Raw genomic sequence first — 26,174 nt, 5'->3', positions numbered from 1 at the left:
GGACCTCGGACCCGGCCGGCGAGGGACCGGTCGGAGCCGGCTCAGCATCGTCTCAGGCGCACAGTCAAGCATCGGGTCGTGCCATGTCCGAGGAACTACGTCCGGTGCCACCGGACGGCGTCTGCGGGGGCTGCCCTGTTGGCCCTCGCATCGCTTGCGGGTGCGGCTGGTTGCTCGGGATCGACTCCTGACCCGATCCATTCACCGACGTCACGGGCGACACAACCGGTCGGCGCCGGGCCCCCGCGGACGCACGCGGGTGTTCGCGCCGCTGTGATGCCGTGGCGGGTGCCGCAGGTCAGCCGGGAGGCCGTCCTTCGGGTCGACGACACGCACGTGACGGTGCTGGGCGGGCTGCGCGCCGGGGGAGTCTCCAGCGGCGAGGTCGACCTGCTCGACCTCGCCTCGGGCACTACCCGCCGGGTGGGCACGTTGGCGCTGCCCGTGCACGATGCCGCCACCGGGCTTGTCGGCACCCAGGAGATGGTTGTCGGCGGTGGTGCCCCGACCACGCTCGGGCAGGTGCAGACCGTCACTGTGTCGGCGACCGCGGTGACCGGGCGACCGCGGGTCACCGGGCGGCTGCCGCGGCCCCGATCGGACGCCACCGGTGTCACGGTGGGTGGCAGGCTGTTCATCGTCGGCGGGTATGACGGGTCGGTCGCCGACCCCATGGTTCTCGCCACCACCAACGGTCGCACTTTCACCGATGTGGCGGATCTCCCTGTGCCCGTGCGTTATCCGGCTGTGGTCACACTAGGAGGCGTGATCTATGTCCTCGGTGGTCAGGCGACCCAAGGACCGGATGCCGGTCGGGCGGTGGACGTCGTGCAGATGATCGACCCTGCTCGCCGGTCGGCGCGAGTCATGGCTCACCTGCCGCACCCGTTGACGGGTGCGAATGCCGTGCCTGTCGCGGGAGTCATCTACCTCCTCTGCGGTCGTGAGACCGCCGAGACCACCGCGACGGCTACGCATTCCATCGACCGACTCGACCCGCATACCGGCCACCTGGTGTCGGTGGGCAACCTGCCGGTGCCCGTATCGAACGCCCCCGCGGTCGTCACGGGTCGCACGGTGTGGCTGGTGGGCGGCGAGACGGTCTCCACCCCCCAGCCCTACGTCCAGCGAGTCGTCATCACCCCATGAGGAGACCCACGATGCCCAAGAGTCCCGCCCGATTGACTCTCCTTGCCGCAGTAGCCCTCGGCCTCGCGGCCTGCAGCAGTGGGACGACTCCCTCGTCCCACGGGTCCTCGCACTCTGCCCGTGCGACGCACCATGCGGCAGCGCGCACGGCCACCGCCGCCCGGCAACCCTGGCAAGGAAGCCCCCCGCCGAACAGCGTCGGGCACCTGCAGCCCGGCTCGGACCCGGCAGCGTTGCCGACCGGCCTGTTGATCGCGGACAAGGCGAACAACCGGTTGATCATCGTCGACCCGCAGGGAAGGATCCGCTGGGAGTTTCCGCGCAAGGGGGATCTCGCACCCGGCCAGACGTTCTTGATCCCGGACGACGCGTTCTTCACCCCCGACGGTCGTCACATCATCGCCACCGAGGAGGACGACTACGTCATCCGGGTCATCGACATCGCGACCCACAAGATCACCTACGAGTACGGCAAACCCGGCGTCCATGGCACCGGGCCCGACCGGGTGTGGAACCCGGATGACGCGATCATGCTCAAGGACGGCTCGATTGTCACCGCGGACATCAAGAACCAGCGACTGCTGCACATCGCCAAGGGCGCGCACCGACCCAGCCAGGTCTGGGGCGGGATCACGGGCGGTTATCACCACCCGCCACAGGACTGGGGCGCCCCGAACGGCATGTTCCCGCTCGGCAACAACCAGTTCCTGGTCACCGAGATCCGCGGCGACTGGGTGACGGCGATGAACCTGCGAAGCAAGGTCATGTGGTCCACCCACCCTCCGGAGGTCCTCTACCCCTCCGACACCAACCAGATTGCCCCCAATCGCTACCTGACGGTCGACTACTCCTATCCGGGACAGATCGTCATCTTCAACAAGGCCGGCACCGCCCTGTGGCGATACAAGCCCACCGGTACGGCGGCGATGGACCACCCCTCTCTGGCGCTGCCCATGCCCAACGGCGACATCGTGTGCAATGACGACTACAACGAGCGGGTGTTCATCATCGACCCGCGCACCAACAAGATCGTCTGGCAGTACGGGTACACCCACCACAAGGGCAGCCGCGCCGGCTACCTGTCGAACCCGGACGGGGTTGACCTGGTCCCGCCGAACTCCCTGGTCGACCGGATGCTCAACGCCGGCCACTGACGGGGCCCGCCGCGAGACTGCCCGGTGGCCGCCATAGGTTGACGCTCGGTGGACGGATTGCGCCCGTGATCGGGTCAGCCGCACCATGGGTTGCCGCTCGGTGGACGTATGGTGTGCCGGTCGATGGCCGCACGCCAGCCCTGTCGCCACGCCCCGCACCGTCATCGGCCTACGAGATCCGACTGGCCGGGTGGCGCGCGGCCTCAGCAGCGATCTCGATCGGGTGGGACTTCGGCTGGATCGCGGGCGCAACGACGACGGCAGGTGGATGAACCCGCAGCCGGTTTCGATGCCGCCTGATGGGAGTGAAGTTCAGTGTGAGTGGTGCCGTCGGGTGCCGCATCGCGCATACTTCGTCGTTGACCAGCAGCCGCTGTGCATCAGGCATGCTGCGGACGCCGTGTTCCCGGCGGACGACACGAGAGCACACGACATGGTGCACGCCGCCTACCTTCGCCTACAGGGTGACGGAGTGAGCGACGCGTACTGACGCTCGTCTGCCGGCCGGCCCGCGCATACGCGAGCCCGGCGACCCGTAAGCATCGATCCGTCTTCGACGCATCGCCGACCGGACGTCGGATTGCCTGGAGTGCGCTCCAGGGTGACATCATCGTGAGGTGATGCCTGTCGATCTCCCGCCGTCCGGGCTGTCCATTGCCGATGCCGCCGCACGCACGGGTCTGACCAGCGACGCCCTGCGGTACTACGAACGTGACGGGCTGCTTCTGCGGCCCGTGCGGCGAGCAGCGAGCGGGCACCGGCGATACGAGGCCGAGGACTTGCGCTGGATCGACCTGCTGACCCGGCTTCGCGCGACCGGCATGCCGATCCGAGACGTCCGTCGGTATGCAGCGCTCGTCCGAGACGGGCCCGGCACCGAGGCCGGGCGGCTCGATCTGCTGCGGGCACACCGCCGGAACGTTCTCGACCGGCTCGCACAGATCACTGAGCACCTCGGAGCGATCGAGAGGAAGATCGGGATCTACGAGGACGCGCTCACCGAGGTTGAGGAGCCGGCTTGACCTGGAGTGCACTCCAAGGCGTTGACTAGGGCGCATGGCCACCTCAACACGCACTCTCGGTGCGACCTCACCCCTGACCGTCTCCGCGCTCGGCCTCGGCTGCATGGGCATGTCGGAGTTCTACGGCACCGGCGACGAGCAGAGCGGCATCGACACCATCCGTCGCGCGATCGACCTCGGCGTCACCTTCTTGGACACCGCCGACATGTACGGACCGTTCATCAACGAAGAACTCGTCGGGCGGGCGATCGCCGGACGCCGCGACGAAGTTCAGCTCGCGACGAAGTTCGGCAACGTCCGCGACCAGGACGGCGCGCGCCTCGGCATCGACGGCAGCCCCGACTACGTCCGGAAGGCCTGCGACGCAAGCCTTCGGCGACTGGGCGTTGACCACATCGACCTGTACTACCAGCACCGTGTCGACCGGTCGGTCCCGATCGAGGAGACCGTCGGCGCCATGGCCGGACTCGTCGAGGACGGCAAGGTGGGCCACCTCGGCCTGTCCGAGGCCTCCGCCGCCACGATCCGCCGGGCCCACGCCGTCCACCCGATCACCGCACTGCAGACCGAGTACTCGCTGTTCACCCGGGACCTGGAGGACGAGGTCCGGCCGACGCTCCTCGAGCTCGGCATCGGGCTGGTCTCCTACTCCCCGCTCGGCCGCGGCATCCTGACGGGGGCGATCACCTCCGAGTCCTCGCTCGAGCTGAGCGACTCGCGGCGGACCGCGTACTTCCCCCGCTTTCAAGGAGAAGCGCTTGAGGCCAACCTCGCTCTCGTCGAGAACGTAGCGGAGCTCGCAGCGCAGAAGGGCTGCACCGCAGGCCAGCTTGCCCTCGCCTGGGTCCTCGCGCAGGGCGCAGACATCGTCCCCATCCCCGGCACGAAGCGGGTGCGCTACCTCGAGGAGAACGCCGGCGCACTCGACGTGCGGCTCTCCGGCCAAGAGCTCGCCGCCCTCGAAGCCGCGGTCCCGCGCGGCTCGGTAGTCGGCGAACGCTACGGCGACATGAACTCCATCGACCGCTGAACTCGGCGAGTAGATATACCAGAGGCCGAAGCCGGATCGCGCAGCGGGCACACTGTCCGTATGCGAGTCATCGGTGCGGGCTGGGGTCGGACGGGGACCACGTCGGCGGCGGCCGCACTGGAACTCCTCGGCTTCGGCCCTTGTTTTCAGATGCAAGACGTCTGGAGCCGCCCGGAGCTGGCGTCGCTGTGGAACAGCCACCGCTTAGGAGAATCGGTGGACTGGCGTACGGAGCTCGGCGATTTCGATTCCTGCGTGGACTGGCCGGGGTGCTGGCAATGGCGCGAGTTCGCGGCGCTGTGGCCGCAGGCCCGAGTCCTTTTGACCGTGCGAGATGCGCAGTCCTGGTATGACAGCGCACTCGGTTCGATTCACGCATGGACGGCACCGGGTCAAGACGTTGGACCACCCGAGGTCGCCAGGCTGCTCGCTGCGGTCTGGGACGAGCATTTCGGGGGTTGGGAGGGCTTCCTCGATCGCGAACGAGCCGTCGCGGCCTACGAGGCCCACGTCGACGACGTTCGCACCAGCTGTCCCGGCGATCGTCTGGTCCAGTGGCAGGTCTCCGACGGATGGCAGCCCCTGTGCGACTCCCTTGGCGTTCCGATCCCCGACGTGCCCGTTCCGCACCTCAACGCACGCGAATTGCCGTGACAGGTTCGACCCACGCGTCCTGAGCCAGCCCTGCCCGCGGTGGCGTCGATCGACGTCACCGGGTCAGCCGATCGACCAGTGCTTGGTATCGGTCCGAGGTCGCGCTGACCACGGCGGGCTCGAGTTCGGGCGGTTCGCCTTCGCCATTCCAGTGCTCCTTGAGCCAGTCGCGCACAGGCTGCTTGTCGAAGCTCTGGCCGCGATGGCCGGCTGCATAGGTCGTGGCATCCCAGTAGCGACTCGAGTCGGAGGTCAGCACCTCGTCGCCGAGGGTGATGACACCATCGGTCACACCGAACTCGAACTTGGTGTCGGCGAGGATGATGCCCTTGGCCTCCGCGATCGTGGACGCTCGGTCGAACGTGAGGAGGGACAGGTCGCGCAGTGCAGTCGCATTCTCGATCCCGACGAGCTGGGTCATGCGCTCGAACGTGATGTTCTCGTCGTGCTGGCCCGTCGGGGCCTTGAACGCCGGGGTGAAGATCGGTTCGGGGAGCTTGTCACCCTCCTGCAGTCCGGCGGGAAGCTCGACACCGCACACGCTCTGGCTCTGCTGGTATTCGACCCAGCCGCTGCCCGCGAGGTAGCCGCGCACGACGCACTCGATGGGGAACATCGCCAGCTGCGTCACGAGCATCGCGCGGTCGGCGACGGACCCCGGGATGGCCGTCCACTCCTCGCGGGGCGCCAGGTGGTTGGTCACTTCCTGCAACTGGTCGAACCACCACACGCTGAGTTCGGTGAGCAGGGCTCCCTTGCCGGGGATCGCGGGCGAGAGCACCTGGTCGGCCGCGCTCACGCGGTCGCTTGCGACCATGAGAACCCGGTCTGGATGCTCGGGCGACGAGTAGAGGTCGCGCACCTTGCCGGAATAGTCGTGGTCGAATCCGTCGAACATCCGCTCTGCCATGACTTTTCCGCCTTCTTGTAGCGATCGAATGGTGCATTCGACACTGGCGATCTGCCGGTCGAGTCGCGACTTCTCCTCCTCGAGCCAGCGCAGGTGCGAGCCGAGCGCGTCGACATCCGAAGCCCCGTCCCGAAGAATCTGGGCGATGGCCGGTATGCCGAGTCCGAGTCCGCGTAACAGCAGGATTCGCTGCAGTCGCACCAGCGCATCGGCGTCGTAGTAGCGGTACCCGTTCGAGCCGATGCGGCTGGGTGCGAGCAGCCCGACGTCGCCGTAGTGGCGAAGGGTTCGAGATGTCGTCCCGGCAAGCCGCACGACCTCCTGGATCGAGAACTCGCTCGAAGTCATGCGCCGACCGTACAAGTTGACGCAGAGTCAAGGTCAAGCGCCGGGCTCGACGGCAACTAGGTGCAGTGGTGCGGGCCCTGCGGGATCGCCTTGGCCGCGGCGGTGAACGCCGGTAGCAGCTCCGCGGAGTACTTCTTCGGCGCGAGGACCTCGATGGCCGGGGATCTGCCGAAGGTCACCATCTCGTTGCCGTCGGACAACGGGTTCACTACCCAGTCGACGCCGTTGACGGTGATGCAGTTCGGATTGGGTCCGGGTGCGGTCACCCCGCAGCGCGCGATGATGGGCGGGTCGCCCCAGGCCTTCACCGTGGGTGACTTCACCGACGTCTTGCGGGACGTCTGGTTGGAGACGGTGCTCGGCCAGTGCGCAGCGGCTCGCGCGCATGCAGGCAGCCCCGCATACTTGGCGGTTGTCACCTTGACCCGTGACGGTGAACCGCCGCACGCGGCGAGGCTCACCGCCAGCGCGGGTAGGAGCAGCAGGCTCAGACGTGAACGATGGTGCACGTGAGGGTTCGCGAGACGCCCGGGGTGTCCTGGATCTTGGCGATGACGAGACTGCCCAACGCGTTCACGTCTTCGGCCTCGATGCGCGCGATCACGTCATACGGACCGGTCACGTCCTCGGACAGGGACACTCCGTCGATCTCCGCGACCTTCGCCGCGACGTCCCGCGCCTTGCCGACGTTCGTCTGAATGAGGATGTATGCCTGGACCATCTCGCCTCCGAGGGTGCGTGCCGTGCGGGAAGGGTGCTGCACCCGGCGGATCCGCCGGGCGAGGACCTCACTCTAGCCGGGGTCCCCGCGAAGTATCGGAGTGAGGCACGAGCGGAGAGCTTTGTGGGGTGGTTCTAGCCGGGGTCCCCGCGAGGTATCGGAGTGAGGGAGAGGGGAGAACTTTGTGGGGTGGCTGGAGACGCTACGGTGCGGGTGACCTGTCTCGTGCTCACTAGGGGAGAACACCGTTGCTGCCTCCGGTTCATCCGCAGACCCTCGCCGACGTGAGCGAGGACGATCTGCTGGCCCTGATCTTCCCGAGCCTGCCGACGAACGACTCGGTCCTGGTCGGACCGGGTGATGACACGGCCCAGCTGGCAACCGGTTCGGGTGCAGTGCTGGCGACCACAGACGCGATGGTGCTCGGCCGGGACTGGCGCGATGAGTGGTCCACCGGTGAGGACGTGGGACGTAAGTGCGTAGCACAGAATGTCGCAGACATCGCCGCCATGGGCGGTGTCACCACCGGCCTGCTGATCACCCTTGTGGCCGCGCCCGAGACCAACGTCGCGTGGGTGCAGTCGTTCACGAAGGGGCTGGTTGCCGCCGCCGGTGAGATCGGCGTGGCCGTGCTCGGCGGTGATCTCTCGTCGGCTCCCGCAGGCGTGCGGATGATCAGTGTGACGGCACTGGGGGAGACCGAGGTGCCGGTCGTGCATCGATCCGGTGCCACGCCCGGGGACGTCATCGCGTTCGCGGGGTCGCTCGGTCGATCCGCGGCCGGACTCGAGCTGCTGCAGCGGGGGACCCCCGACCTGGCCCCCGAACTGGTGGCCTACCACTGCCGCCCGCGGGCGGCATACGAGCAGGGTCCGGTTGCCGCCCGCTGCGGCGCCACCGCGATGCTGGACCTCAGTGACGGGCTCGTGCGCGACCTCGGGCGCATTGCGAAGGCCAGTGGTGTCCGGGCACAGCTGGATGGTGCTGCGCTCGCGCCATTCGTCGAGGCACTCGCAACGGCCGTCGGCGAGGAGGCGAGAGCCTGCGTGCTCACCGGTGGTGAGGAGCACTCTCTGCTCGCCACGTTCCCGGACCGGGGGGCGGTGCCGGAGGGCTGGCACGTCCTCGGGACCGTGGGTGAGGGTGCGGGAGTCGTGCTCGACGGTGAGCTCCAGCACGGCGGCGGCTGGGATCATTTCGCGGGTTAGTCGGCCGCGGGACGGGCGAGGACCTGGGCGTGCGGGATCATGAACCAGCCGTCGGCGTCGTCGGACCACCGCCGCCAGCCGGCACTGATGCGCCGCAGGTCCGCAGGGGAGGCCCAGCCGAGGTCGGTCAGCTGCCGGGCCAGTGCGCTGCCCTGTATGCGGTCGGCCCACATGCCGCCCCACCAGTGGCGTTCCTCGGCGGTCCAGTAGGTCCAGGTCGACGTCGTGACCTCGACCGGCTCCAGACCGGCCGCCCGTGTCCAGGCATACAGGTGCCGGCCGGCATCCGGCTCGCCGCCGTTGTGCCGTGCGGCGCGACGGTAGAGGCCCAGCCACTCATCGAGCTCGGGCACCACGGGATGCCAGAGGAACCCGGCGTAGTCCGCGTCGCGCACAGCGACCAGCCCGTCCGGGCGGGTCACCCGGCCCATCTCCCGCAGGACCTGCACAGGGTCCGAAACGTGCTGCAGCACCTGATGGGCGTGACTCACATCGAACTCGGCGTCGGCAAACGGCAGGTGCAACGCATCGGCGACCAGGACGTCCGCCTCCGCGCCGGCGTCGGCCAGCCCGGACCGGGTGAGAGCGGCCGCCTCCTCGTGCATCTCGACCGCGGTAACCCGCCCCGGGGCCACGAGGTTCGCCAGATCCGCCGTGATCGTGCCCGGGCCGGACCCGACGTCCAGAACGTCCTGACCGCCCGTGAGGTGCGGCAGCAGGTAGGCAGCCGAGTTGTGCACCGTGCGATTGCGGTGGGAGCGCAGCACGCTCTCGTGGTGACCGTGGGTGTAGGACGGCGCATCGCCGGTGTCATGGGCCATGTCTCAGGGGTAGCAGAGCGGCGTGGCCGAGCCCAGGGCCGTCTCACGGGTGGAACGCGACATCCGGCGGAAGGGGGCAGCAAGAAGGCCGACCCTCGGGTGGAGGATCGGCCTTACGAGTATGCCCGGGGAGGAAGGTCAGCGCTTGACCTTGCCCGCCTTCAGGCAGGAAGTGCAGACATTGAGCCGCTTCGGGGTCACGCCGGCCTCGCCCACAAGCGCCTTTACGCGCTGAATGTTGGGGTTCCAACGGCGCTTGGTGCGGCGGTGCGAGTGCGAGATGTTGTGACCGAAGCTGGGGCCCTTGCCGCAGACGTCGCAGGTGGCAGCCACGGTGATCTCCTACAGGTGATTGAGTGAACGTTCGTAGCCCCGATCACGTGCGACGCAAGGTCGTCCGCGGTGGGGACCTGCCAAGATTAGCCGAGGCGCGGCATACGGCCAAATTCAGCCCGCCGTCGCAACCTGGAACTACATTTGCGCGCGTCACCGGGTCGAGGGAGGGTTCGATGTCGTATGGAGTGGCCCCAGGTGGGCTGGGCCCGCGCCGCGCTGCTAGCGCAGCAGCAGGACGATTTATCGCAACGGTCATTTTCCAGAAGATCCGGTGCGGTGTGCTGCTGAGCACGATCATGGTCGTTGCGGCGGTGGGCGGTCTGCTCGTCGCCTTCGGCTGGCAGGACTACCGCGATCCCTACCGCGAGAGGTCACACGGCGTGACCCTCACGTTCTATGGCGTCGGCCTCGTGATGTGCGCTCTGGGAATCGTCGGGCCGATCCTCGTCACCTGGCGCGGTGCGCGGTGGACACACACCTTCCGCAGGACCGTCACTCGGGACCGCATGGCGGCGGCCAGAGGGCTGGCGGGCCCCGTGCCTGTCGAGTTGGCGACGCTCTGGGATGTGCGCCGACCGGAGCAGTTGCTGCCGGGCCTCGTCCCGGCCCTGCCGGGGATCCTGCGTGCGCCCCACGTCCGACACTCGCGCTTGCGCGGCGGCTGGACGGGCCTGCTTGTCGCCCTGCTGACCTGCGTCGTCGGTCTGGTGAATCTCTGGGATCCGATCGACCCGCCCGTGGAGCACGCGCCGGGCACCAGGCTCGCCTCGACTCCCGCCCTCGCGACCGGGATCACCTACCTGGTCGCCTGGACGGTGCTGTGGACCTTCATCGCGCGAGCCTCCGATCTGCGGGACGTTCACCTCGTGGAGGTCGTGGCCTACGGGTGGGTTCTCCCCGGTGGGGAGGAGGCGGCAATGGTGGGCGTCCCCTCGCGACGCCTGACCGGTGGTCCGCTGGCCGTCGTCGTGATCCTGCTGGTCATCGGTGTCGCGCGGTTCCTCCGCGACCCCCTGGCGGCCGGGATCGCCATGGCGATCGTCGCCCTCTTCCTGGTCCCGGTCATCGTCGTGAGGGTCTTGAGACGCCGTCACCCGCGTACGCTGCCGATGATGACCTGGGACCAGAAGGGGCCTGCGCCGTTGGGCTGCGCGCCCGCGTGCCGGGTCGAGCTGACCGCTCAGCCGGGGATGCTGCACGTCGTCGATCGCCAGGGGACCAGGCCGGCCCTCACCTTGGCGGCGCACGACGTCGTGGCGGTCGTCGACGTGGTCGGTGTGTCCGGCACCGTTGCCGTGACCGGCACCGACGACATTCTGCTGGCCCTGACCGGCAACGACGCGGGCCGGCTGATCCGGGAGTGGTGGGCAGAGAACCGGACGGAGGAGACACACGCCAGGGCCGCCGAGTAACGTGCCAGTGACCACGACAGCCGACGGTGGATGGATCGTATGACGCTCACGCAGCTCGATGTGGTCGCGCTGCGCCGCTGGGTGGTGACCGCACGGGCCGATCTGTCCACGCATGCCGCGTCGCTCGACCGGCTGAACGTGTTTCCCGTGCCCGACGGCGACACCGGCACCAACCTGCTGATCACCATGGACCGGGCGCTGCACACGCTGGCCGAGGAGGCACCGACGCAGCTTGGTCCGGCGGCGCAGGCCCTCGCCCAGGCGACGCTGGTGGCGGCACGCGGCAACTCCGGTGTCATCCTCAGTCAGCTCGTGCGCGGCGTCGCCCAGGTGGTGTCCGAGCTCGACCGGGCAGCGCTGGACGGCCGGGACGTTGCGGCGGTATTCCAGCGCGCGAGTGATCTGGCGCGCCGTGGCGTGGGAGACCCGGTCGAGGGCACGATGCTCACGGTGGCCGCGGCCGCTGCCGAAGGTGCTCGGCGAGCCGCCGAGAGCTCCGGTCGCCTCGTCGACGTGGTCGACTCGGCGATCGACGCCGCGTCGGTAGCGCTGCTCGCCACCCGCGAGCAGCTCGAGGTGCTGCGCGAGGCGGGTGTGGTGGACGCCGGCGGCGCCGGCTACCTGTTGGTGATCCAGGCGCTGCAGCGCGTGGTGCATGGCGGCCCGCCGATGATCGGGGAGGACGAGCCCGAGTGGCTGCGAGTCAGCCGGGGTGCCCGGACTCCGCAGACCCCTGGTGCGGTGGGGCGCTTCGGGTCCGGTGCCGGGCCGGGTGGCCCGGCATACGAGGTGATGTTCCTGCTGTCCGACAGCGACGACGAGCGGGTCGAGATGCTGCAGGAGACCCTGCGACCGTTGGGGGACTCGCTGATCGTGGCCGGTGGGCCGCAGCTGTGGACGGTGCACGTGCACGTCGACGATGTGGCCGCGGCGCTGAACGCCGGCGCGGAAGCCGGTCGACCGCATCGATTTTCGGTGACCCGGTTCGTCGACCAGATGGCGGGCACCGGCTGCGTCGAGCTGGACGAGAAGCACGTGTGCCGTCTCGCGCTGGTCGACGGGCCCGGACTGGTCGAGGTGGCTCAGCGTGAGGGCGCGGTCGTGCCTCATGCGGCCGGCGGAGGCATGCCCACCGCGGCCGAGTGCAGCGCCGAGGTCGCGGCGTCCGGTGCCGCTTCGGCGGTGCTGCTCGCCGGCTCGAAGCATGCGCGCATCATCGCGTTGGAGGCCGCCGAGATCCTCGGACGCAGCGGGCGCCGGGCCGTGGTGCCGCACTGCGCTCACCCATCGCAGGTGCTCGCGGCGCTCGCCGTGCTGGGTCCGGAGCCGGACGGCGACCTCGACTCGCTGGGCACGTGCGTGGAATCGGCCGTCGCGGACATGCGCACTGCACGAGTCGAACTGAAACAGGGCGGTGGACCCGTCCCGGGCAGCGGGGTGCTCGGGACGATCGGAGACGAGGAGGCGATGGCCGGCGCAGACGTCGCGGACGTCGCCACGGCGCTGCTCGACCGGCTCCTCGACGACGGAGGCGAGCTGGTCACCGTCGTGGCCGGAGAGGGCGCACCGGACGACCTGTTGGATCGTGTGGTCGCTCACCTGCGGGCGCGCTCGCAGGGGCTGGAGGTCACGGCCATCGCCGGCGGTGGGCACGGCCAGGCGCTCGCGATCGGAGTCGAGTGATGGAGCAGATCGACCGCAACACCAAGCTGCGCACGGTGCTCGGCGAGATGGCCGCACGCCTCAAGCGCGGCCGGGATCTGGAGACGGTCGGCGATCTGCTGGACTTCCTCCCGCGGCGCTACATCGACGCGACCACCTCCGGGCGGTTGGCGGACTTCGAGATCGACGACACCGCCGTGCTCATGGCGACCGTCGTCTCCGCCACGACCCGAGCAATGCAGCGGCGCAAGGGCCGAATGCTCCAGGTCACGATCGAGGATGCCGACGGCAAGCAGGCCGGTCTGGTGTTCTTCAGCGCCTACGGGCATGAGAGCCGTTTGATCCCAGGCGTTCGGGCGCTGTTCCGGGGCAAGGTCCAGCGATACAAGCAGTCTCTGCAGCTCGCGCATCCGGACTACACGCTCATCACCTCCGACGACGACAACCCGTATGCCGGCGGCCTGGTACCGATCTATCTGGCCGTGCCCAAGGTCAGCGACATGCAGATCAGCCAGTCCGTGCGATTGGCGCTGGACCACCTGGACGACGCCTCGGACCCGGTCCCGGCGCAGATCCGCACGGCGCGAGGGCTGGTCGGCCAGGCCACCGCCTACCGGCTGATCCACCTGCCTTCGGATCACGCGGATGTCGGGCGAGGCAAGCGGCGGCTGCGCTACGACGAGGCGCTGGTCGTGCAGACCGCGCTCGCCGCGCGAAGGGCGGCGTATGACGCGCAGGAGGCCACGGCGCGGCCGGCGGTCTCCGGCGGTCTGCTCGCGGCCTTCGACGAGCGGCTGCCGTTCGAGCTGACGAAGGGTCAGCGGCAGGTGGGGGAGGAGATCGCGGCGGACATGGCCAGGTTGCATCCGATGCACCGGCTGCTGCAGGGTGAGGTCGGCTCGGGCAAGACCGTCGTGGCGCTCCGGGCGATGCTGGCCGCGATCGACGCCGGCGCGCAGACTGCGCTGCTGGCGCCCACGGAGGTGCTCGCGCAGCAGCACGAGCGTTCGATCCGTGCACTCCTGGGCGAGCTGGGCGAGGCCGGCATGCTCGGCGGCGCCGAGGACGGCACGCGGGTCGCCCTGCTCACCGGGAGCATGACCAAGAAGCAGCGCGAGAAGGTGCTGCTGGAGATCGCCACCGAACCCATCGGCATCGTCATCGGCACCCACGCGCTGATCCAGGAGCACGTGATGTTTGCCGACCTCGGGTTCGTCGTCGTGGATGAGCAGCACCGATTCGGAGTCGAGCAGCGGGATGCCTTACGCGGAAAGGCCGTTCGTCCGCCGCACGTGCTCGTGATGACGGCGACACCCATCCCTCGCACCGTCGCTATGACCGTCTTCGGCGACATGGACACCTCCTCCTTGATGGAGCTGCCCCGCGGCCGTCAGCCGATCGTGTCGCACGTCGTGCCGGCCGCGAAGCCCGGCTGGTTGGAGCGCACCTGGCAGCGACTGGCGGAGGAGGTCCGGTCCGGACACCAGGCCTACGTCGTGTGCCCGCGGATCGGCGAGCCCGAGGACGGTCGAGTGGACACCGTCGCCACCGAAGCCGTCGAGCCGCTCGATCTGGAGGAGGCGTACGGGGACCAAGAGCTCGCCGAGCAGGAGCCGCGGGAGCTGACCGGCGTCTACCAGCTGATGCAGAGGCTGCACGACGAGCCGGCGATGAAGGGCCTGCGTCTGGAGATGCTGCACGGCCGCCTCCCGAGCGACGAGAAGGATGTCGTGATGCAGGCCTTCGGCCGCGGCGAGATCGACGTGCTGGTCTCGACAACGGTCATCGAGGTCGGAGTCGATGTCCCCAACGCCACCGCCATGGTGGTCATGGATGCGGACCGCTTCGGCATCTCTCAGCTGCATCAGCTGCGTGGCCGCGTCGGCCGGGGGGACGCGGGCGGCCTGTGCCTGTTGGTGACCGAGTCCGACAACCCGGACACGCTGCAGCGGCTCGAGTCCGTCGCCGGGACCACCGACGGGTTCGAGCTGGCGAATCTCGACCTCGAGCTGCGCCGTGAGGGTGACGTGCTCGGTGCGAGCCAGAGCGGATACCGCTCCCAGCTGCGGCTGCTGCGCCTGACACACGCCAAGGACGTCGAGCTGATCGAGCAGGCGCGCGAGGACGCCACGGCGCTCGTGGCGCGGGACCCGCAGCTGGCCGGGCACCCGGAGCTGGCACAGATGGTGCGGTCCCGACTGGACGACGAGCAGGCCGCCTTCCTGGAGCGCGGCTGATGACGCGAATCATCGCCGGCACAGCCGGTGGTCGGCGCATCGGCACGCCGCCCGGCAGTGGCACCAGGCCGACGAGCGACCGGGTGCGGGAGGCGCTGTTTGGCCGCCTCGAGCACCTGGATGCGCTGCACGAGGCCCACGTGCTCGACCTGTATGCGGGGTCGGGTGCCCTCGGACTGGAGGCCGCCAGTCGGGGTGCCGCATCCGTGCTGCTGGTGGAGTCCGACCGGCTGGCCGGGCAGGTGATCCGGCGCAACATCACGGACCTCGACATGCCGCAGGCGCAGGTGCGCGCCGAGCCGGTGGAACGGGTCCTTGCCGGCCTCGCCCCGCAGCGGATGCACCTGGTTGTGGTGGACCCGCCCTATGCGGTCGGCGACGAGGCGCTGGCGGGTGTGCTCGCCCAGCTGGTCGACGGGGACTGGCTGGCTCATGACGCGGTCCTGGTCGTCGAGCGGTCCCGTAGGTCGCCGGAGCCGACCTGGCCGGTCGGCTGCGAGCCGCTCGGCCCCCGGAGGTACGGCGAGACGACCTGCTGGTTCGCGGAGTACGTCCCCGAAGGCGAGATGGCCTGAGGCAGAGCTGACGTGAAAGGTATGAAGTCAGTCCTTGACGGGTTGCTGCGGCACGAATGATACTGCTGCAAGGGCTGCGGAAGGAGACGGCGATGGGCGAGGTCGAGCCGGTCGAGGCAGCAGGAGCCAGAGCGCCCGACGAGGACGAGCGCCGCCTTCACGAGATGGGTTATGCGCAGGAGCTGCGGCGCCACATGTCGGCGTTCTCGAACTTCGCAGTGTCGTTCACTATCATCTCGGTCTTGTCGGGTTGCCTCACTCTCTACGGTTATGGCCTTGTCACCGGGGGTCCAGCGGAGATTGTCTGGTCGTGGCCGATCGTGGGAGTCCTGGTTTTGTTCGTGGGGCTCGCGATGGCCGAGGTGTGCTCCAGCTTCCCTACAGCCGGGGGGCTTTACTATTTTTCGGCCAAGCTGGCCACACCGAAGAACGCGCCGGTCGTGTCGTGGTTCACCGGGTGGTTCAACCTGCTGGGCGAGGTGGCGGTGACCACCGGTATCGACTTCGGAGCTGCCTTGTTCCTCAACGCCTACCTGGACCTGCAGTTCGGGTTCACCGCGACGCCCCCGCATACGATCTTGCTGCTCGCCTGCATCTTGATCCTGCACGGGTTGTTGAACACGATCGGTGTCAGCGCGGTCAAGCTGCTGTCCAACATCAGCGTCTGGTGGCACATCATTGGCGTGCTGGTCATTGTCGGGGTGCTGACCTTCGTGCCCAGCCACCACCAGTCGGCGGGATTCGTGTTCACCCACTTTGTCAACCAGACCGGGTGGGGCTCGTGGATATACGTGATGTTCATCGGGATCCTGTTGGCGCAGTACACCTTCACCGGCTATGACGCATCGGCACACATGAGCGAGGAGACCCGGAACGCGGCGATTGCCGGCCCTAAGGGCATCGTGAACTCCATCTGGGTGTCTCTCTTAGCCGGCTGGTTGCTGCTGATCGGGGTGACGTTTGCCATCCAGAACTACGGTCACGCGGTGAGCACTCCGACCGGGGTTCCGCCGGCGCAGATCTTCATCGACGCGTTGGGGCCGACCGGGGGCAAGTTGCTGCTGCTGATCGCGATTGTGGCGCAGCTGTTCTGTGGGATGGCGTCGGTGGCCGCGAACTCGCGCATGATCTACGCGTTCAGTCGGGACGGAGCGGTGCCCGGCCATCGGTTGTGGCACAAGGTGAACTCGCACACTCGGACTCCTACGAACGCGGTGTGGTTCGCGGCGGTCGGCGCCTTCATCTTGGCCATTCCCTACCTATGGAACTCGACCGCCTATGCCGCCGTGACCTCGGTTGCTGTGATCGGGTTGTACATCGCTTACGTGGTGCCGTCGTTCCTGCGCTTCCTGCGCGGAGACGCCTTCCAGCGCGGCCCGTGGAACTTGGGTCGGTGGGGACGACCGGTCGCGCTGATCGCCACGATCTGGGTGTGCATCATTGTCATCTTGTTCATGCTGCCCACCGTCAGCCCCGTGACGGCCAGTACCTTTAACTACACGGTCGTCGCGGTCCTGGTGGTCATCGGATTTGCCGGAATCTACTGGCTGGTCTCGGCCCGTAACTGGTTCACCGGCCCTCAGGTGCAAGGCAGCGAAGAGGAGTTGCGGGCGGTCGAGGCCGATCTGAAGAAGGGGGCGGTGTGAGCCAGGATCCGCGCGGGGCACTGGGGCCCACGCTGCTCCAGCCTCTGCGGGGTCGCCACGTCTTCGAGTTCTGTGTGGAGCAACTGGCCACGAGCATCCGGTTGGGCGCGTACCTGCCAGGCAGTCCACTTCCGCCCGAGCGCGAGTTGGCCGACCGGCTGGGAGTCTCACGGGCGACGCTTCGCGAGGCGATCGCGGCGCTGCGGATGGCCGGCATGGTATCCACCCGGCGCGGCCGTGGCGGGGGCACCGTCGTCTGCTTCGAGCCCCCCAAGCCGGGATCGGACCAGGGACGGCGGTTCGACCATGCAGAGATCCTGGACGCACTGAGGTTCCGTCGGGTAGTCGAGCCGGGTGCGGCTGCGCTGGCGGCTCGACGTGACTTTGACGGGGTCGAGCGTGACATGCTGACCGGGAGCCTGGTCGCCGTGACGAACGCACCTAACGAGGCGCAGCACCGGCAGGCCGACTCGCGGCTGCACCTGACAGTGGCGACACTGTCCGGGTCACCGATGCTGACTGCGGCGGTCACCCAGGCACAAAAATACCTACACGACATGCTCATTTCGATCCCGGTGCTGCCACGCAACATCCACCATTCCAACGAGCAGCACGCGGCGATCGTTCACGCTGTGCTTACTGGGGACGCCAACCGGGCACGCCAATGCATGGAGAGCCACTGTGACGATACTGCGGCACTTCTACGAGGGCTGCTCGGCTGAGCTCCCAGGACCAAGGAGACAACAACACATGAGTTCCATCCGTTCGAACAGGCGCATGCTCAGTCTGGGGCAGCTGCGTGCCCAGATAGACGCCGGCGACATCGACACGGTGATCGTGGCATTCACCGACATGCAAGGGCGGCTGCAGGGCAAGCGGCTGCACGCGCGGTACTTCCTCGACGAGGTGGTCGAGCACGGCACTGAGGGGTGCAACTACCTGCTGGCTGCCGATGTGGAGATGAACACCGTCGCCGGCTACGCCATGACCTCGTGGGAGCGCGGCTACGGTGATATGGAGTTCCGCCTCGACTTCGACACGATCCGACGACTGCCTCACCTGCCTTGCACGGCGATGATCCAGTGCGACCTGACCTGGATGGATCACACGTTCGTCGAGCAGTCTCCGCGGCGCATCCTCGCCGTGCAGCTCGAACGGGCAACGGCGGACGGCCTTGTCGCGCTCGCGGGCACCGAGCTGGAGTTCATCGTGTTCACCGACTCCTTCGAGCAGGCGTGGGACCGTGGATACCAAGGGCTCACACCGGCCAACCAGTACAACGTGGACTACTCGATCGTAGGGACGACGCGGGTCGAACCGCTGCTGCGCGACATCCGCAACGCGATGTATGCAGCCGGGCTGGATGTCGAGTCGGCCAAGGGGGAGTGCAACCCCGGGCAGCACGAGATCGGGTTCCTCTACGACGAGGCCATGCGCACGGCCGACAACCACTCGGTCTACAAGACGGCGGCCAAGGAGATTGCGGCGCTGCATGGGCAGTCCCTGACCTTCATGGCGAAGTACAACCAGCGTGAAGGCAGTTCGTGTCACATTCACCTCTCGTTGCGCGGAGCCGACGGCTCAACGGTCTTCTGGGACGAGGAGCGCGGGACGAGGAGCGCACTGTATGAGAAGTTCATCGCGGGCATCCTTGCGACGATGGCCGACTTCACCCTGATCTATGCGCCGAACATCAACTCCTACAAGCGCTTTGCAGATGGTTCCTTCGCCCCCACCACGGTCGGATGGGGCACGGACAACCGCACATGTGCCGTGCGACTGGTAGGCAAGGGAGCGGGCGCGAGACTGGAGAACCGGCTGCCCGGCGGGGACGTCAATCCCTACCTCGCACTGGCGGCGATGCTCGCGGGCGGGTTCCACGGGATCGACCACGACCTCGAGCTGGACGACGAGGTGACCGGCAATGCCTATACCTCCGGCCGCCCGCACGTGCCCACGACACTGCAGGAGGCGCGTGATGCCTTCCACGGATCTGCGCTGGCCCGCAGCGCGTTCGGGGACGACGTGGTGGACCACTACACGAACATGGCCGACGTCGAGCTCGCAGCATTCAACGCCGCGGTGACCGACTGGGAGCTGCGCCGCGGCTTCGAAAGGATGTGAACAGGTCGTGACTGAGATGTATCCCGTCATCAATCCGGCGACCGAGCAGGAGTGCGCCCAGGTCACGCTCGCGGGCGTGACTGAGGCCGACGTCGCCATCGAACGTGCCCATGACGCATTCGCCCGCTGGCGTGAGGTGGCTCCTGGCGAACGAGCCACGCTCCTTCGAGGATTCGCGTCCGTCATCGACGGGCACATCGACGAGCTCGCCGAGCTCGAGGTCCGCGGCGCCGGTCACACCTGGAGCAACGCACGCTGGGAGGCCGGCAATGTCCGGGACGTCCTGAACTACTACTCCGCCACACCGGAACGCTTGTTCGGCAGGCAGATTCCGGTGCCTGGTGGGATCGACATCACCTTCCGGGAGCCGCTCGGAGTCGTGGGTGTCATCGTGCCCTGGAACTTCCCGATGCCGATCTTCGGCTGGGGGGTCGCCCCGGCTCTGGCCGCGGGCAATACGGTGGTGGTCAAACCCGCCGAGCTGACTCCGCTGACAGCTCTGCGGATCGGCGAGCTGGCCCTCGAAGCCGGCCTGCCCGACGGGGTGCTGACCGTCATACCGGGTCGGGGAGACGTCGTCGGACAGCGTTTCGTCACTCACCCGCTGGTGCGCAAGGTCAGCTTCACCGGCTCCACCCGAGTCGGCAAACAGGTCATGGCAGGCTGTGCGCACCAGCTGAAGCGCTGCACGCTCGAGCTGGGTGGCAAGAGCGCCAACATCATCTTCGCCGACGCCGACCTGCACAAGGCTGCCGCCACTGCGCCCTACGCGGTCTTCGACAACGCCGGCCAGGACTGCTGCGCCCGATCGCGCATCCTGGTCGAGCACAGCGCGTATGACGAGTTCTTGACCTTGTTCGAAAGGGCCGTGGCCGGTGTGCGCGTTGCCGATCCGGCGTCCGACACCGACAGCGAGATGGGACCCCTGATCTCGGCGGTGCAGCGGGATCGGGTGCAAGGGTATCTGGACGGGGTCGACGTGGCCTTCACCGGCAGTGCACCGCAGGGGGATGGCTTCTGGGTGCCACCCACGGTAGTGCTGCCGGTGTCCACCGCCGATCGGGTGTGGCAGGAGGAGGTCTTCGGGCCGGTCGTGTCGGTGCTGCCGTTCGATGACGAGGACGAGGCCGTCGCAATGGCCAACGACTCCGCATACGGACTGTCCGGGTCGATCTTCACCGGCGACGTCGGTCGAGCCCTTCGCGTGGCCCGTGGCGTCGAGTCGGGGAACCTGAGTGTGAACTCGCATGCGGCAGTGCGCTACTGGACCCCCTTCGGGGGCTACAAGCAGTCCGGACTCGGCCGTGAGCTGGGCCCGGATGCACCGGATGCGCTGACCGAAGAGAAGAACGTCTTCATCGCAACCACAAAGGAGTGAAAGTGACTGGAAGAGTGCAGGACAGGACCGCTGTGGTGACCGGGGGTGGCTCCGGCATCGGGCTGGCCACGGCGCGCCGACTGGCGCAGGAGGGTGCCCACGTCGTGATCGGCGACGTCGACGACCGGGCCGGCAGGGCCGCGGCGGACGGCGTCGATGGGCTGTTCGTCCACACCGACGTCACGAACAAGGAGCAGGTGGACGCGCTCTTCAAGGCTGCCAAGGACACCTACGGCTCGGTGGACATCGCCTTCAACAACGCCGGAATCTCCCCGCCGGACGACGACTCGATCCTCACCACCGAGCTGGATGCGTGGCGCAGGGTTCAGGAGGTCAACCTGACAAGCGTCTACCTGTGCTGCAAGGCGGTGCTGCCCTACATGCTGGAGCAGCACCGCGGGTCGATCATCAACACGGCGTCCTTTGTCGCCGTGATGGGCGCGGCCACGTCGCAGATCTCCTACTCGGCGTCCAAGGGCGGCGTGTTGTCGATGAGCCGTGAGCTCGGCGTGCAGTTCGCCCGAGAGGGTGTGCGGGTCAACGCTCTCTGCCCGGGGCCGGTGAACACGCCACTCCTGCAGGAGCTCTACGCGAACGACGCCGAGAAGGCGCAGCGTCGTCTCGTGCACGTGCCGATGGGCCGGTTCGGGGAGCCCGAGGAGATGGCCAACGCGGTGCTCTTCCTCGCATCCGACGAGTCCAGTTTCATGACCGCGTCCACCTTCATGGTGGACGGCGGCATCTCCGGCGCCTATGTCACCCCACTCTGAGCCGGCGCCGGTCGTCGGCATCTCCACCTATCGGGAGTCCGCCCGCTGGGGGGTGTGGGAGGTGCCCGCCGACCTGCTGCCGACGACGTATGCCGATGCCGTGCGTCGCGCAGGCGGCGTGCCTGTGCTGTTGCCGCCGGTGGCGGACCCCGATGACGCGGCCAGGCGCGTGCTGCCGCGCCTGGACGGGCTGATCATCTCCGGTGGGGCGGACGTGGATCCGGCGCGTTACGGCCAGGCGCCCGGCGACCATACGACCTCCTGGCGCGACGACCGCGACGCCTGGGAGCTGGCGCTGCTGGCCGCCGCGGACGAGTGTGATGTCGCGATGCTCGGCATCTGCCGAGGCATGCAGGTCATGGTCGTCCACGGCGGCGGCACCCTGCAGCAGCACCTGCCGGATGCCGTTCACCATGACGGGCACAGTCCGGGCGGCGATGTCTATGGCACCACCGCAGTGGACGTCCTGCCCGGATCGCCGCTGGGTGCCCTGGTGGGCGCCCAGATCCGGGTCCGGTGTCACCATCACCAGTCGGTGGCGGAACATCCCGGCCTCGAACCGGCGGCACGCGCAGCGGACGGGACCCTGGAGGCGGTGCACCGCGCCGACCGGCCGTTCTGGCTGGGCGTGCAGTGGCATCCCGAGGTGTGCGAGGACCTGGGACTCTTCGCCGGCCTGGTGGCGGCTGCGATGATGGTGCGGTGAGTCCCCGCGTCGTCGCAGTGCACGTCAACCCGGTGCACACCTTCAGCAAGCAGAGCGTGCCGTCGGTGACCCTGCGTGAGGGCCTCGGGGTGGTCGGTGACGCGCACTACGGGGTGACGGTGCAGCACCGGTCGCGCGTCGCGAAGGATCCGTCCGAGCCCAATCTGCGTCAGGTGCATCTCATCCACGCCGAGCTCTTCGACGACCTGGCGAAGGCCGGCCACCAGGTCGCCGCGGGCGATCTGGGCGAGAACATCACCACTCGGGGCATCGACCTGCTCGGACTGCCGGTGGGCGCCCGCCTGACGATGGGTGACGCGGTCGTGACCGTCACCGGGCTGCGGAACCCCTGCCGGCAGATCGACGAGTTCCAGGACGGCCTGTTGAGACGAGTCGTCTACACCGATCCGTCAGGGCGGGTGGTGCGCCTGACCGGTGTCATGGGCATCGTCTGCCGGGACGGCACCGTGAGCTCCGACCAGCCGATCGAGGTCGCACTGCCACCCGGAGAGCACCACCCGCTGACCCGCGTCTGAGCAGTTGGTGCACGCCGGCTGTTCCTCGCGGGATCTCGGACACTTTGGGTCTGTCGGACGCCCTGGCGACCGCCATAGGTTGACTCTCGGTGGGCGGATGGCGTCGGAGACCGGGCTCGCCGCGCCATGGGTTGACTCTCGGTGGGCGGATGGCGCACCGGCCGACAGCGGATCGGCTACCGGGTCAGCTCACAGTCACGGCGGGTGGTCGCTCCATACTCTTGGACGGTGACCACTCACTTTCACGTCTCTTCAGTCCACAACCGCGAGTCGATCAGCAAGTACGGTCTCGACTGGCGCCGAATGGGCGCCGCGCCCGGGATCGCCGGAAGTAGGCAACCCGAGCAACCTGGCTGCTTCCTCGTCGATCACGAGTCCGACGTCGAATGGTTCGTGCGAATGAACAACACGGGAGGTGCAGTCGATGTCTGGGAAGTCAACGGAGTCGACGTGAGCGAATTAGTCGAGTCGCCAGAGGGGGGATACCTGTATCTGCCAACTGTCGTCCCGAGCCGACAACTACGCCTCGCGCAACGAGACCTCCTTCTGACCGGGTTCTAACTCCGAGCACGCGCTGGCGTCCCGATCGCCGATCCTTCATCGGGATGGCGTCGTCTCGAAGATATGGTCGAGTTGCTGGTCAATGGCCATGATGGCGGTTTCGGCGCATGTGGGGTCGAGGAGACAACGGAGCATCAGCCCGTCGGCCGTGGCGAACAGCGCCATGGCTTCCATCTCAGCGTCGAACGAGAGGCTCGTCTCGCCGGCGTCTTGTGCGGCTCGCAGGTGGTCGGCCCCGAAAGCGACGAGGTCGTCGTGGCGTACGAATTGTGCGAGGTCGGGGTTAGCGGCGGCGCGGGCCAAGAAGGCTACCCATAAGGGTGCCTCCGTCCGGCCCAGCGGGTCGATCGAGACCATGGCCACCAGTACGTCCCGCAACCGGTCACGGTATGAGGTCGGCGGGCCCCCGGGCGGGGCCGCGTCGGTGATCCGCTGAGTGAAGCGTTCGCTGAGCTGCTCGAACGCGAACAGGAGCATTTGGTCCTTGTCGGTGAAGTAGTGCTGGACCTGTCCCATCGACACTCCTGCCTCGGCTGCGACATGCCGCAGCGAGACTCCCTCCAGTCCATCTCGGGCTGCCAGGCGGCACACGGCGTCGGCGATGCGTTCCCGCCGTTCTTGATGATCGACCTGTTTCGGCATCCGCACCCACTTTCCAATGCAAACGACTTGCAACGGACTGCCTCTCCGTTTTACAGTGCGACTGCATTGTAAAACGGGTCGAGAGGTGACCGCCATGGCCTGGTTCCAGCGTGTCGGCCCGTGGCTGCCGCTGGGAGTCGTGGCGGCCGATGCGGCCCTGGTCTGGAGCGGCGTGCTGCCGCTACGGGATGCGGTGATCGTCGGCATCTGTCTCGAGGTGGTGACCTGGACGGTGCTGGTCACGCGCCTGGCGTCCGCAGTGCGCTGCTACCGAGAGGCCCGACGCCGTGGTGTGTCGGGGTGGATGGCCCTCGAGCGCGGCACGGCCCGCATCATGCCCGCGCGGCTGGCCCGGCTGATGGTCTACGAACCGCGCATGTGGATCTGCCTGACCCGATGGTTGACCGGCCAGCGCCCGGCGCGGGCACCCGGCCGGGCCGCCTACCACCACGAGAAGACCCTGCTGTTCGCCACCCTGGCCGGGCTACTCGGGTTCGAGTCCCTGCTCACCCACCTGCTGCTGTTAGCCATCGTCGGCAACACGTGGTGGGTGTGGGCCTTGTTCGCCATCGACGTGTACACCCTCGCCTGGATACTCGGGTTCTACGCGTCCCTGGTCGTCCTGCCTCACCAGTTGGACGCCACCACGCTGCGGCTGCGGTACGGCTACCTCAGCGAAGTGATCATCCCACGCTCGGCGATCCGCGGCGTGCGCCCGGCGCGGCGACCGGAAAACACCAAAGGCAAACTGGTGACCAACCCAGACGGCGGTGCGGGCTACTACACCAGCGGACCAGCCAGCATCGCCATCGACCTAGATCCTCAGGCCCGCCTGACCTACCGTGGCCTGCCGGTCACCGAACCGATCCGCACCATCTACCTGACTGCCGACGATGCGACCACCGTGGCCGCATCATGGCGCGCCGCCACCGCACAGTCTCCCGCGTCGTGAGTATCCGAGACCGCCAAGCGGGGGACCGTGACGACCCAGCAGCACCGAAAGACGATCGGCATGCTCCGCATGACGATCGCCAAACGGCGACGGGTTCGGGTTGCTCAGAGGTCTTCGCGGTGCCTGTCGACGAAGCCGTCCATGCCTGGGACGGTGTACGCGATCATGCCGTGCTCGGGCGGGTAGACCAGGCCCTTGGAGATGAGGCCGGCACGGTATGGGCCGAGGCTGGTCGCCTTGATGTTGAGCCGCCGGGCGACGTCACCGACTGCAGAGGGTCCGTCGCCATCGGTCGCCATGGCGACCATGAAGCGACGTTCGGACCGGGTCGCACGGTCCCAGCGAGACCGGAAGAATCCGTCGTCGAGCCGTGCCAGGCCGGTCTCGATCGCAATGCGGGCGTCGTCGACGGTGGCTCGGGGCCCGGGTGCTGCGTCCCAGACCGCGCGTCCGTACTCCTGCAGGAAGTACGGGTAGCCGCCGGAGGCTTCCAGCAACAGTGCGAGGGCGCGGTCCTCGAAATCAAGACCCAGTGGGCCTGCCGGGTCCACGAGCGCGGCACGTGCCTGTTCGCTGGGAAGGCGCGCGACTGTGCGGTAGTCGAACAGTCGCTCGGCGTAGGAGCGGGCGTCGGTCAGGACACGCGGGAGATTCGGCAGCCCGGCGGCGACGATGTAGAACGGCCAGCCGCGCTGCCCGGCCTGGTGCTGGGTGACCAGCAGGGCTCGCATCAACTCGGAGTCCAGGTCCTGAAACTCGTCGATGAACAGGCCGAACGCGCTGCCGCGTTCGGCCAGCGCGGCGCACAAGTCCTGGACGAGTTCGGGCAGGTCGATCTCCAGGTCGCCGGAGTCGGCACGGCCCTCAGCGCGTTCGACACCCAGCGCGACACCGCTCGCGCCGAGGGAGACGTTAAATGCCGTGATGGTGGCCAGGGCTTCTTTGACCGTGGCGGCTACTGCCTTGCCTCGCGCGAGCGTGCGGGCCTGCGTGGCGACGGCGCGGCCGAGCAGCCTGCGGATGCTGGATGCACCGGCCGCGTCAGGCCGGGCCTCGAGCGACACGACGAACCAGCCCTGTTCCTCGGCCAGGTTGCGCATCTCGTTGAGCAGCACCGTCTTGCCGACACCGCGCAGCCCGGAGAGCACAATGCCTCGCGACGACAGGTCGCGCCGGGTCCGTTCCACAAGGATCTCAAGGGCTTCCAGCTCACGCTCCCGTCCGACCAGGGCCGGCGGGCGGAGGCCGGAGCCGGGACTGAACGGGTTGAGCGCGGCCTGCATATAGCCAAGTGTAGCCCAGAATTAGAATTTCCTAATCATGAGCAATCATTCATAATCTCGATCGCCGCGGTCGCTGGGGCACCCCAACGTCCAGCCTGCGCCGAACTGATGCGACCTGTACGTCGACCGAGTGGACCGACACGGTGGTCGCCTAACCCTCAATCGCCAGGTGGGCATCGGCAAAGGGCGACGCGTTCGGGGCTGCTTCGTATGCCGATCGGCATGCGGAGCATGCCACAAGGCGATCGGCATGCGGAGCATGCCACAAGGCGATCGGCATGCGGAGCATGCCACAAGGCGATCGGCATGCGGAGCATGCCACAAGGCGATCGGCATG

General features: G+C 68.0%; 28 protein-coding genes and 1 pseudogene. 21 read left to right on the top strand and 8 right to left on the bottom strand.

The genetic code is table 11. The annotated features are described in order from the left end of the window. The first annotated feature begins 288 nt into the window (after positions 1 to 288). The 7 genes from FGL98_RS12800 (at position 289) to FGL98_RS12775 (ending at position 5,009) form a co-directional block, all read left to right on the top strand. Entirely contained in the window at positions 289 to 1,149 is an 861-nt protein-coding gene (locus FGL98_RS12800) for a Kelch repeat-containing protein (RefSeq protein ID WP_186526152.1), read from the top strand. Between the two features lie 11 nt (positions 1,150 to 1,160). After that, on the top strand, positions 1,161 to 2,303 hold the full coding sequence (locus tag FGL98_RS12795; protein ID WP_146317161.1) for an NHL repeat-containing protein: 1,143 nt from the start codon (positions 1,161 to 1,163) through the stop codon (positions 2,301 to 2,303). A 65-nt stretch (positions 2,304 to 2,368) separates the two neighbouring features. Further along, positions 2,369 to 2,575, top strand: a complete 207-nt coding sequence (locus tag FGL98_RS12790) for a hypothetical protein (protein WP_146317160.1) — start codon at positions 2,369 to 2,371, stop codon at positions 2,573 to 2,575. 62 nt (positions 2,576 to 2,637) lie between these two features. Continuing rightward, positions 2,638 to 2,793: a hypothetical protein gene (locus FGL98_RS25445; RefSeq protein WP_186526151.1), complete on the top strand. Its 156-nt coding sequence runs from the start codon at positions 2,638 to 2,640 to the stop codon at positions 2,791 to 2,793. A gap of 130 nt (positions 2,794 to 2,923) precedes the next feature. After that, the gene (locus FGL98_RS12785) at positions 2,924 to 3,325 is read left to right on the top strand and encodes a MerR family transcriptional regulator (protein WP_146317159.1); all 402 of its coding nucleotides are present in this window, start codon (positions 2,924 to 2,926) and stop codon (positions 3,323 to 3,325) included. A 34-nt stretch (positions 3,326 to 3,359) separates the two neighbouring features. After that, positions 3,360 to 4,355 (top strand): aldo/keto reductase, encoded by a 996-nt coding sequence (locus FGL98_RS12780; RefSeq protein ID WP_146317158.1) that lies wholly within the window; start codon positions 3,360 to 3,362, stop codon positions 4,353 to 4,355. 60 nt (positions 4,356 to 4,415) lie between these two features. Then, a complete protein-coding gene (locus FGL98_RS12775) occupies positions 4,416 to 5,009 on the top strand; it encodes a sulfotransferase family protein (protein ID WP_186526150.1) in 594 nt (197 codons plus the stop codon). A 55-nt stretch (positions 5,010 to 5,064) separates the two neighbouring features. Here the strand turns inward: FGL98_RS12775 and FGL98_RS12770 are convergent, their stop codons facing one another. From FGL98_RS12770 to FGL98_RS12760, 4 genes and pseudogenes are all read right to left on the bottom strand, one after another. Then, positions 5,065 to 5,919, bottom strand: coding sequence for a phosphoribosylaminoimidazolesuccinocarboxamide synthase (locus tag FGL98_RS12770; protein ID WP_246136535.1), 855 nt, complete (start codon positions 5,917 to 5,919; stop codon positions 5,065 to 5,067). Between the two features lie 141 nt (positions 5,920 to 6,060). Next, positions 6,061 to 6,267: pseudogene (locus FGL98_RS26325) on the bottom strand (MerR family transcriptional regulator); the annotation flags it as partial. 56 nt (positions 6,268 to 6,323) lie between these two features. Continuing rightward, entirely contained in the window at positions 6,324 to 6,776 is a 453-nt protein-coding gene (locus tag FGL98_RS12765) for a DUF3515 family protein (RefSeq protein WP_246136526.1), read from the bottom strand. Continuing rightward, the gene (locus FGL98_RS12760) at positions 6,755 to 6,988 is read right to left on the bottom strand and encodes an Lrp/AsnC family transcriptional regulator (RefSeq protein ID WP_146317227.1); all 234 of its coding nucleotides are present in this window, start codon (positions 6,986 to 6,988) and stop codon (positions 6,755 to 6,757) included. The genes FGL98_RS12765 and FGL98_RS12760 overlap by 22 nt, the downstream gene beginning before the upstream one ends. 284 nt (positions 6,989 to 7,272) lie before the next feature. On the opposite strand from FGL98_RS12760, the gene thiL reads away from it, so the two are divergent. Next, positions 7,273 to 8,196 (top strand): thiamine-phosphate kinase, encoded by a 924-nt coding sequence (gene thiL, locus FGL98_RS12755; protein ID WP_246136525.1) that lies wholly within the window; start codon positions 7,273 to 7,275, stop codon positions 8,194 to 8,196. On the opposite strand, the gene FGL98_RS12750 is transcribed toward thiL, so the two are convergent. Next, the gene (locus FGL98_RS12750) at positions 8,193 to 9,017 is read right to left on the bottom strand and encodes a methyltransferase domain-containing protein (RefSeq protein ID WP_146317154.1); all 825 of its coding nucleotides are present in this window, start codon (positions 9,015 to 9,017) and stop codon (positions 8,193 to 8,195) included. The genes thiL and FGL98_RS12750 overlap by 4 nt on opposite strands. Before the next feature lie 138 nt (positions 9,018 to 9,155). Next, on the bottom strand, positions 9,156 to 9,350 hold the full coding sequence (rpmB, locus tag FGL98_RS12745) for a 50S ribosomal protein L28 (protein ID WP_146317153.1): 195 nt from the start codon (positions 9,348 to 9,350) through the stop codon (positions 9,156 to 9,158). A gap of 176 nt (positions 9,351 to 9,526) precedes the next feature. Here rpmB and FGL98_RS12740 point away from each other — a divergent pair, with 176 nt between their 5' ends. The 12 genes from FGL98_RS12740 (at position 9,527) to FGL98_RS12685 (ending at position 22,960) form a co-directional block, all read left to right on the top strand. Beyond that, entirely contained in the window at positions 9,527 to 10,765 is a 1,239-nt protein-coding gene (locus tag FGL98_RS12740) for a hypothetical protein (RefSeq protein ID WP_146317152.1), read from the top strand. A gap of 39 nt (positions 10,766 to 10,804) precedes the next feature. Next, entirely contained in the window at positions 10,805 to 12,448 is a 1,644-nt protein-coding gene (locus FGL98_RS12735; RefSeq protein ID WP_186526149.1) for a DAK2 domain-containing protein, read from the top strand. Continuing rightward, positions 12,448 to 14,664: an ATP-dependent DNA helicase RecG gene (locus FGL98_RS12730; protein WP_146317150.1), complete on the top strand. Its 2,217-nt coding sequence runs from the start codon at positions 12,448 to 12,450 to the stop codon at positions 14,662 to 14,664. Before FGL98_RS12735 ends, FGL98_RS12730 begins: the two co-directional genes overlap by 1 nt. Then, positions 14,664 to 15,239, top strand: a complete 576-nt coding sequence (gene rsmD, locus FGL98_RS12725; protein ID WP_146317149.1) for a 16S rRNA (guanine(966)-N(2))-methyltransferase RsmD — start codon at positions 14,664 to 14,666, stop codon at positions 15,237 to 15,239. Before FGL98_RS12730 ends, rsmD begins: the two co-directional genes overlap by 1 nt. A 92-nt stretch (positions 15,240 to 15,331) precedes the next feature. After that, positions 15,332 to 16,885: an amino acid permease gene (locus tag FGL98_RS12720; protein WP_222432158.1), complete on the top strand. Its 1,554-nt coding sequence runs from the start codon at positions 15,332 to 15,334 to the stop codon at positions 16,883 to 16,885. After that, positions 16,882 to 17,607: a FadR/GntR family transcriptional regulator gene (locus FGL98_RS12715; protein WP_246136524.1), complete on the top strand. Its 726-nt coding sequence runs from the start codon at positions 16,882 to 16,884 to the stop codon at positions 17,605 to 17,607. The genes FGL98_RS12720 and FGL98_RS12715 overlap by 4 nt, the downstream gene beginning before the upstream one ends. A 28-nt stretch (positions 17,608 to 17,635) precedes the next feature. Further along, positions 17,636 to 19,009, top strand: a complete 1,374-nt coding sequence (locus FGL98_RS12710) for a glutamine synthetase family protein (protein ID WP_146317148.1) — start codon at positions 17,636 to 17,638, stop codon at positions 19,007 to 19,009. A gap of 16 nt (positions 19,010 to 19,025) precedes the next feature. Then, positions 19,026 to 20,387, top strand: a complete 1,362-nt coding sequence (locus FGL98_RS12705; protein WP_146317224.1) for an aldehyde dehydrogenase family protein — start codon at positions 19,026 to 19,028, stop codon at positions 20,385 to 20,387. 2 nt (positions 20,388 to 20,389) lie between these two features. Next, positions 20,390 to 21,157 carry a 3-oxoacyl-ACP reductase gene (locus FGL98_RS12700; protein ID WP_146317147.1) on the top strand — a complete coding sequence of 256 codons (768 nt, stop codon included), beginning with the start codon at positions 20,390 to 20,392 and terminating at the stop codon, positions 21,155 to 21,157. Next, positions 21,141 to 21,863 (top strand): gamma-glutamyl-gamma-aminobutyrate hydrolase family protein, encoded by a 723-nt coding sequence (locus FGL98_RS12695; RefSeq protein ID WP_146317146.1) that lies wholly within the window; start codon positions 21,141 to 21,143, stop codon positions 21,861 to 21,863. Before FGL98_RS12700 ends, FGL98_RS12695 begins: the two co-directional genes overlap by 17 nt. Next, positions 21,860 to 22,399, top strand: coding sequence for an MOSC domain-containing protein (locus tag FGL98_RS12690; RefSeq protein WP_146317145.1), 540 nt, complete (start codon positions 21,860 to 21,862; stop codon positions 22,397 to 22,399). The genes FGL98_RS12695 and FGL98_RS12690 overlap by 4 nt, the downstream gene beginning before the upstream one ends. Before the next feature lie 228 nt (positions 22,400 to 22,627). Then, on the top strand, positions 22,628 to 22,960 hold the full coding sequence (locus tag FGL98_RS12685) for a hypothetical protein (RefSeq protein ID WP_146317144.1): 333 nt from the start codon (positions 22,628 to 22,630) through the stop codon (positions 22,958 to 22,960). Positions 22,961 to 22,996: 36 nt separating this feature from the next. Here the strand turns inward: FGL98_RS12685 and FGL98_RS12680 are convergent, their stop codons facing one another. After that, on the bottom strand, positions 22,997 to 23,602 hold the full coding sequence (locus FGL98_RS12680) for a TetR/AcrR family transcriptional regulator (RefSeq protein ID WP_186526148.1): 606 nt from the start codon (positions 23,600 to 23,602) through the stop codon (positions 22,997 to 22,999). A gap of 94 nt (positions 23,603 to 23,696) precedes the next feature. Between FGL98_RS12680 and FGL98_RS12675 the strand changes: the two genes are divergently transcribed. Further along, positions 23,697 to 24,554, top strand: a complete 858-nt coding sequence (locus FGL98_RS12675) for a hypothetical protein (RefSeq protein WP_186526147.1) — start codon at positions 23,697 to 23,699, stop codon at positions 24,552 to 24,554. A gap of 104 nt (positions 24,555 to 24,658) precedes the next feature. On the opposite strand, the gene FGL98_RS12670 is transcribed toward FGL98_RS12675, so the two are convergent. After that, positions 24,659 to 25,837: an ATP-binding protein gene (locus FGL98_RS12670; RefSeq protein WP_146317141.1), complete on the bottom strand. Its 1,179-nt coding sequence runs from the start codon at positions 25,835 to 25,837 to the stop codon at positions 24,659 to 24,661. Positions 25,838 to 26,174: the final 337 nt, after the last annotated feature.

Source organism: Leekyejoonella antrihumi, assembly GCF_007845645.1.
Lineage (GTDB): Bacteria > Actinomycetota > Actinomycetes > Actinomycetales > Dermatophilaceae > Leekyejoonella > Leekyejoonella antrihumi.
The sequence above is the reverse complement of the archived record's forward strand: the minus strand, read 5'-3'. Positions and strand labels throughout refer to the sequence as shown.

Coding starts and splice junctions, on each gene's coding strand:
- FGL98_RS12795 (WP_146317161.1), top strand. CDS start 1,161: ATGCCCAAGAGTCCCGCCCGATTGACTCTCCTTGCCGCAGTAGCCCTC.
- FGL98_RS12785 (WP_146317159.1), top strand. CDS start 2,924: ATGCCTGTCGATCTCCCGCCGTCCGGGCTGTCCATTGCCGATGCCGCC.
- FGL98_RS12780 (WP_146317158.1), top strand. CDS start 3,360: ATGGCCACCTCAACACGCACTCTCGGTGCGACCTCACCCCTGACCGTC.
- FGL98_RS12775 (WP_186526150.1), top strand. CDS start 4,416: ATGCGAGTCATCGGTGCGGGCTGGGGTCGGACGGGGACCACGTCGGCG.
- FGL98_RS12770 (WP_246136535.1), bottom strand. CDS start 5,919: ATGGCAGAGCGGATGTTCGACGGATTCGACCACGACTATTCCGGCAAG.
- FGL98_RS12760 (WP_146317227.1), bottom strand. CDS start 6,988: ATGGTCCAGGCATACATCCTCATTCAGACGAACGTCGGCAAGGCGCGG.
- FGL98_RS12750 (WP_146317154.1), bottom strand. CDS start 9,017: ATGGCCCATGACACCGGCGATGCGCCGTCCTACACCCACGGTCACCAC.
- FGL98_RS12740 (WP_146317152.1), top strand. CDS start 9,527: ATGTCGTATGGAGTGGCCCCAGGTGGGCTGGGCCCGCGCCGCGCTGCT.
- FGL98_RS12735 (WP_186526149.1), top strand. CDS start 10,805: ATGACGCTCACGCAGCTCGATGTGGTCGCGCTGCGCCGCTGGGTGGTG.
- FGL98_RS12730 (WP_146317150.1), top strand. CDS start 12,448: ATGGAGCAGATCGACCGCAACACCAAGCTGCGCACGGTGCTCGGCGAG.
- rsmD (WP_146317149.1), top strand. CDS start 14,664: ATGACGCGAATCATCGCCGGCACAGCCGGTGGTCGGCGCATCGGCACG.
- FGL98_RS12720 (WP_222432158.1), top strand. CDS start 15,332: ATGGGCGAGGTCGAGCCGGTCGAGGCAGCAGGAGCCAGAGCGCCCGAC.
- FGL98_RS12710 (WP_146317148.1), top strand. CDS start 17,636: ATGAGTTCCATCCGTTCGAACAGGCGCATGCTCAGTCTGGGGCAGCTG.
- FGL98_RS12705 (WP_146317224.1), top strand. CDS start 19,026: ATGTATCCCGTCATCAATCCGGCGACCGAGCAGGAGTGCGCCCAGGTC.
- FGL98_RS12695 (WP_146317146.1), top strand. CDS start 21,141: ATGTCACCCCACTCTGAGCCGGCGCCGGTCGTCGGCATCTCCACCTAT.
- FGL98_RS12680 (WP_186526148.1), bottom strand. CDS start 23,602: ATGCCGAAACAGGTCGATCATCAAGAACGGCGGGAACGCATCGCCGAC.
- FGL98_RS12675 (WP_186526147.1), top strand. CDS start 23,697: ATGGCCTGGTTCCAGCGTGTCGGCCCGTGGCTGCCGCTGGGAGTCGTG.
- FGL98_RS12670 (WP_146317141.1), bottom strand. CDS start 25,837: ATGCAGGCCGCGCTCAACCCGTTCAGTCCCGGCTCCGGCCTCCGCCCG.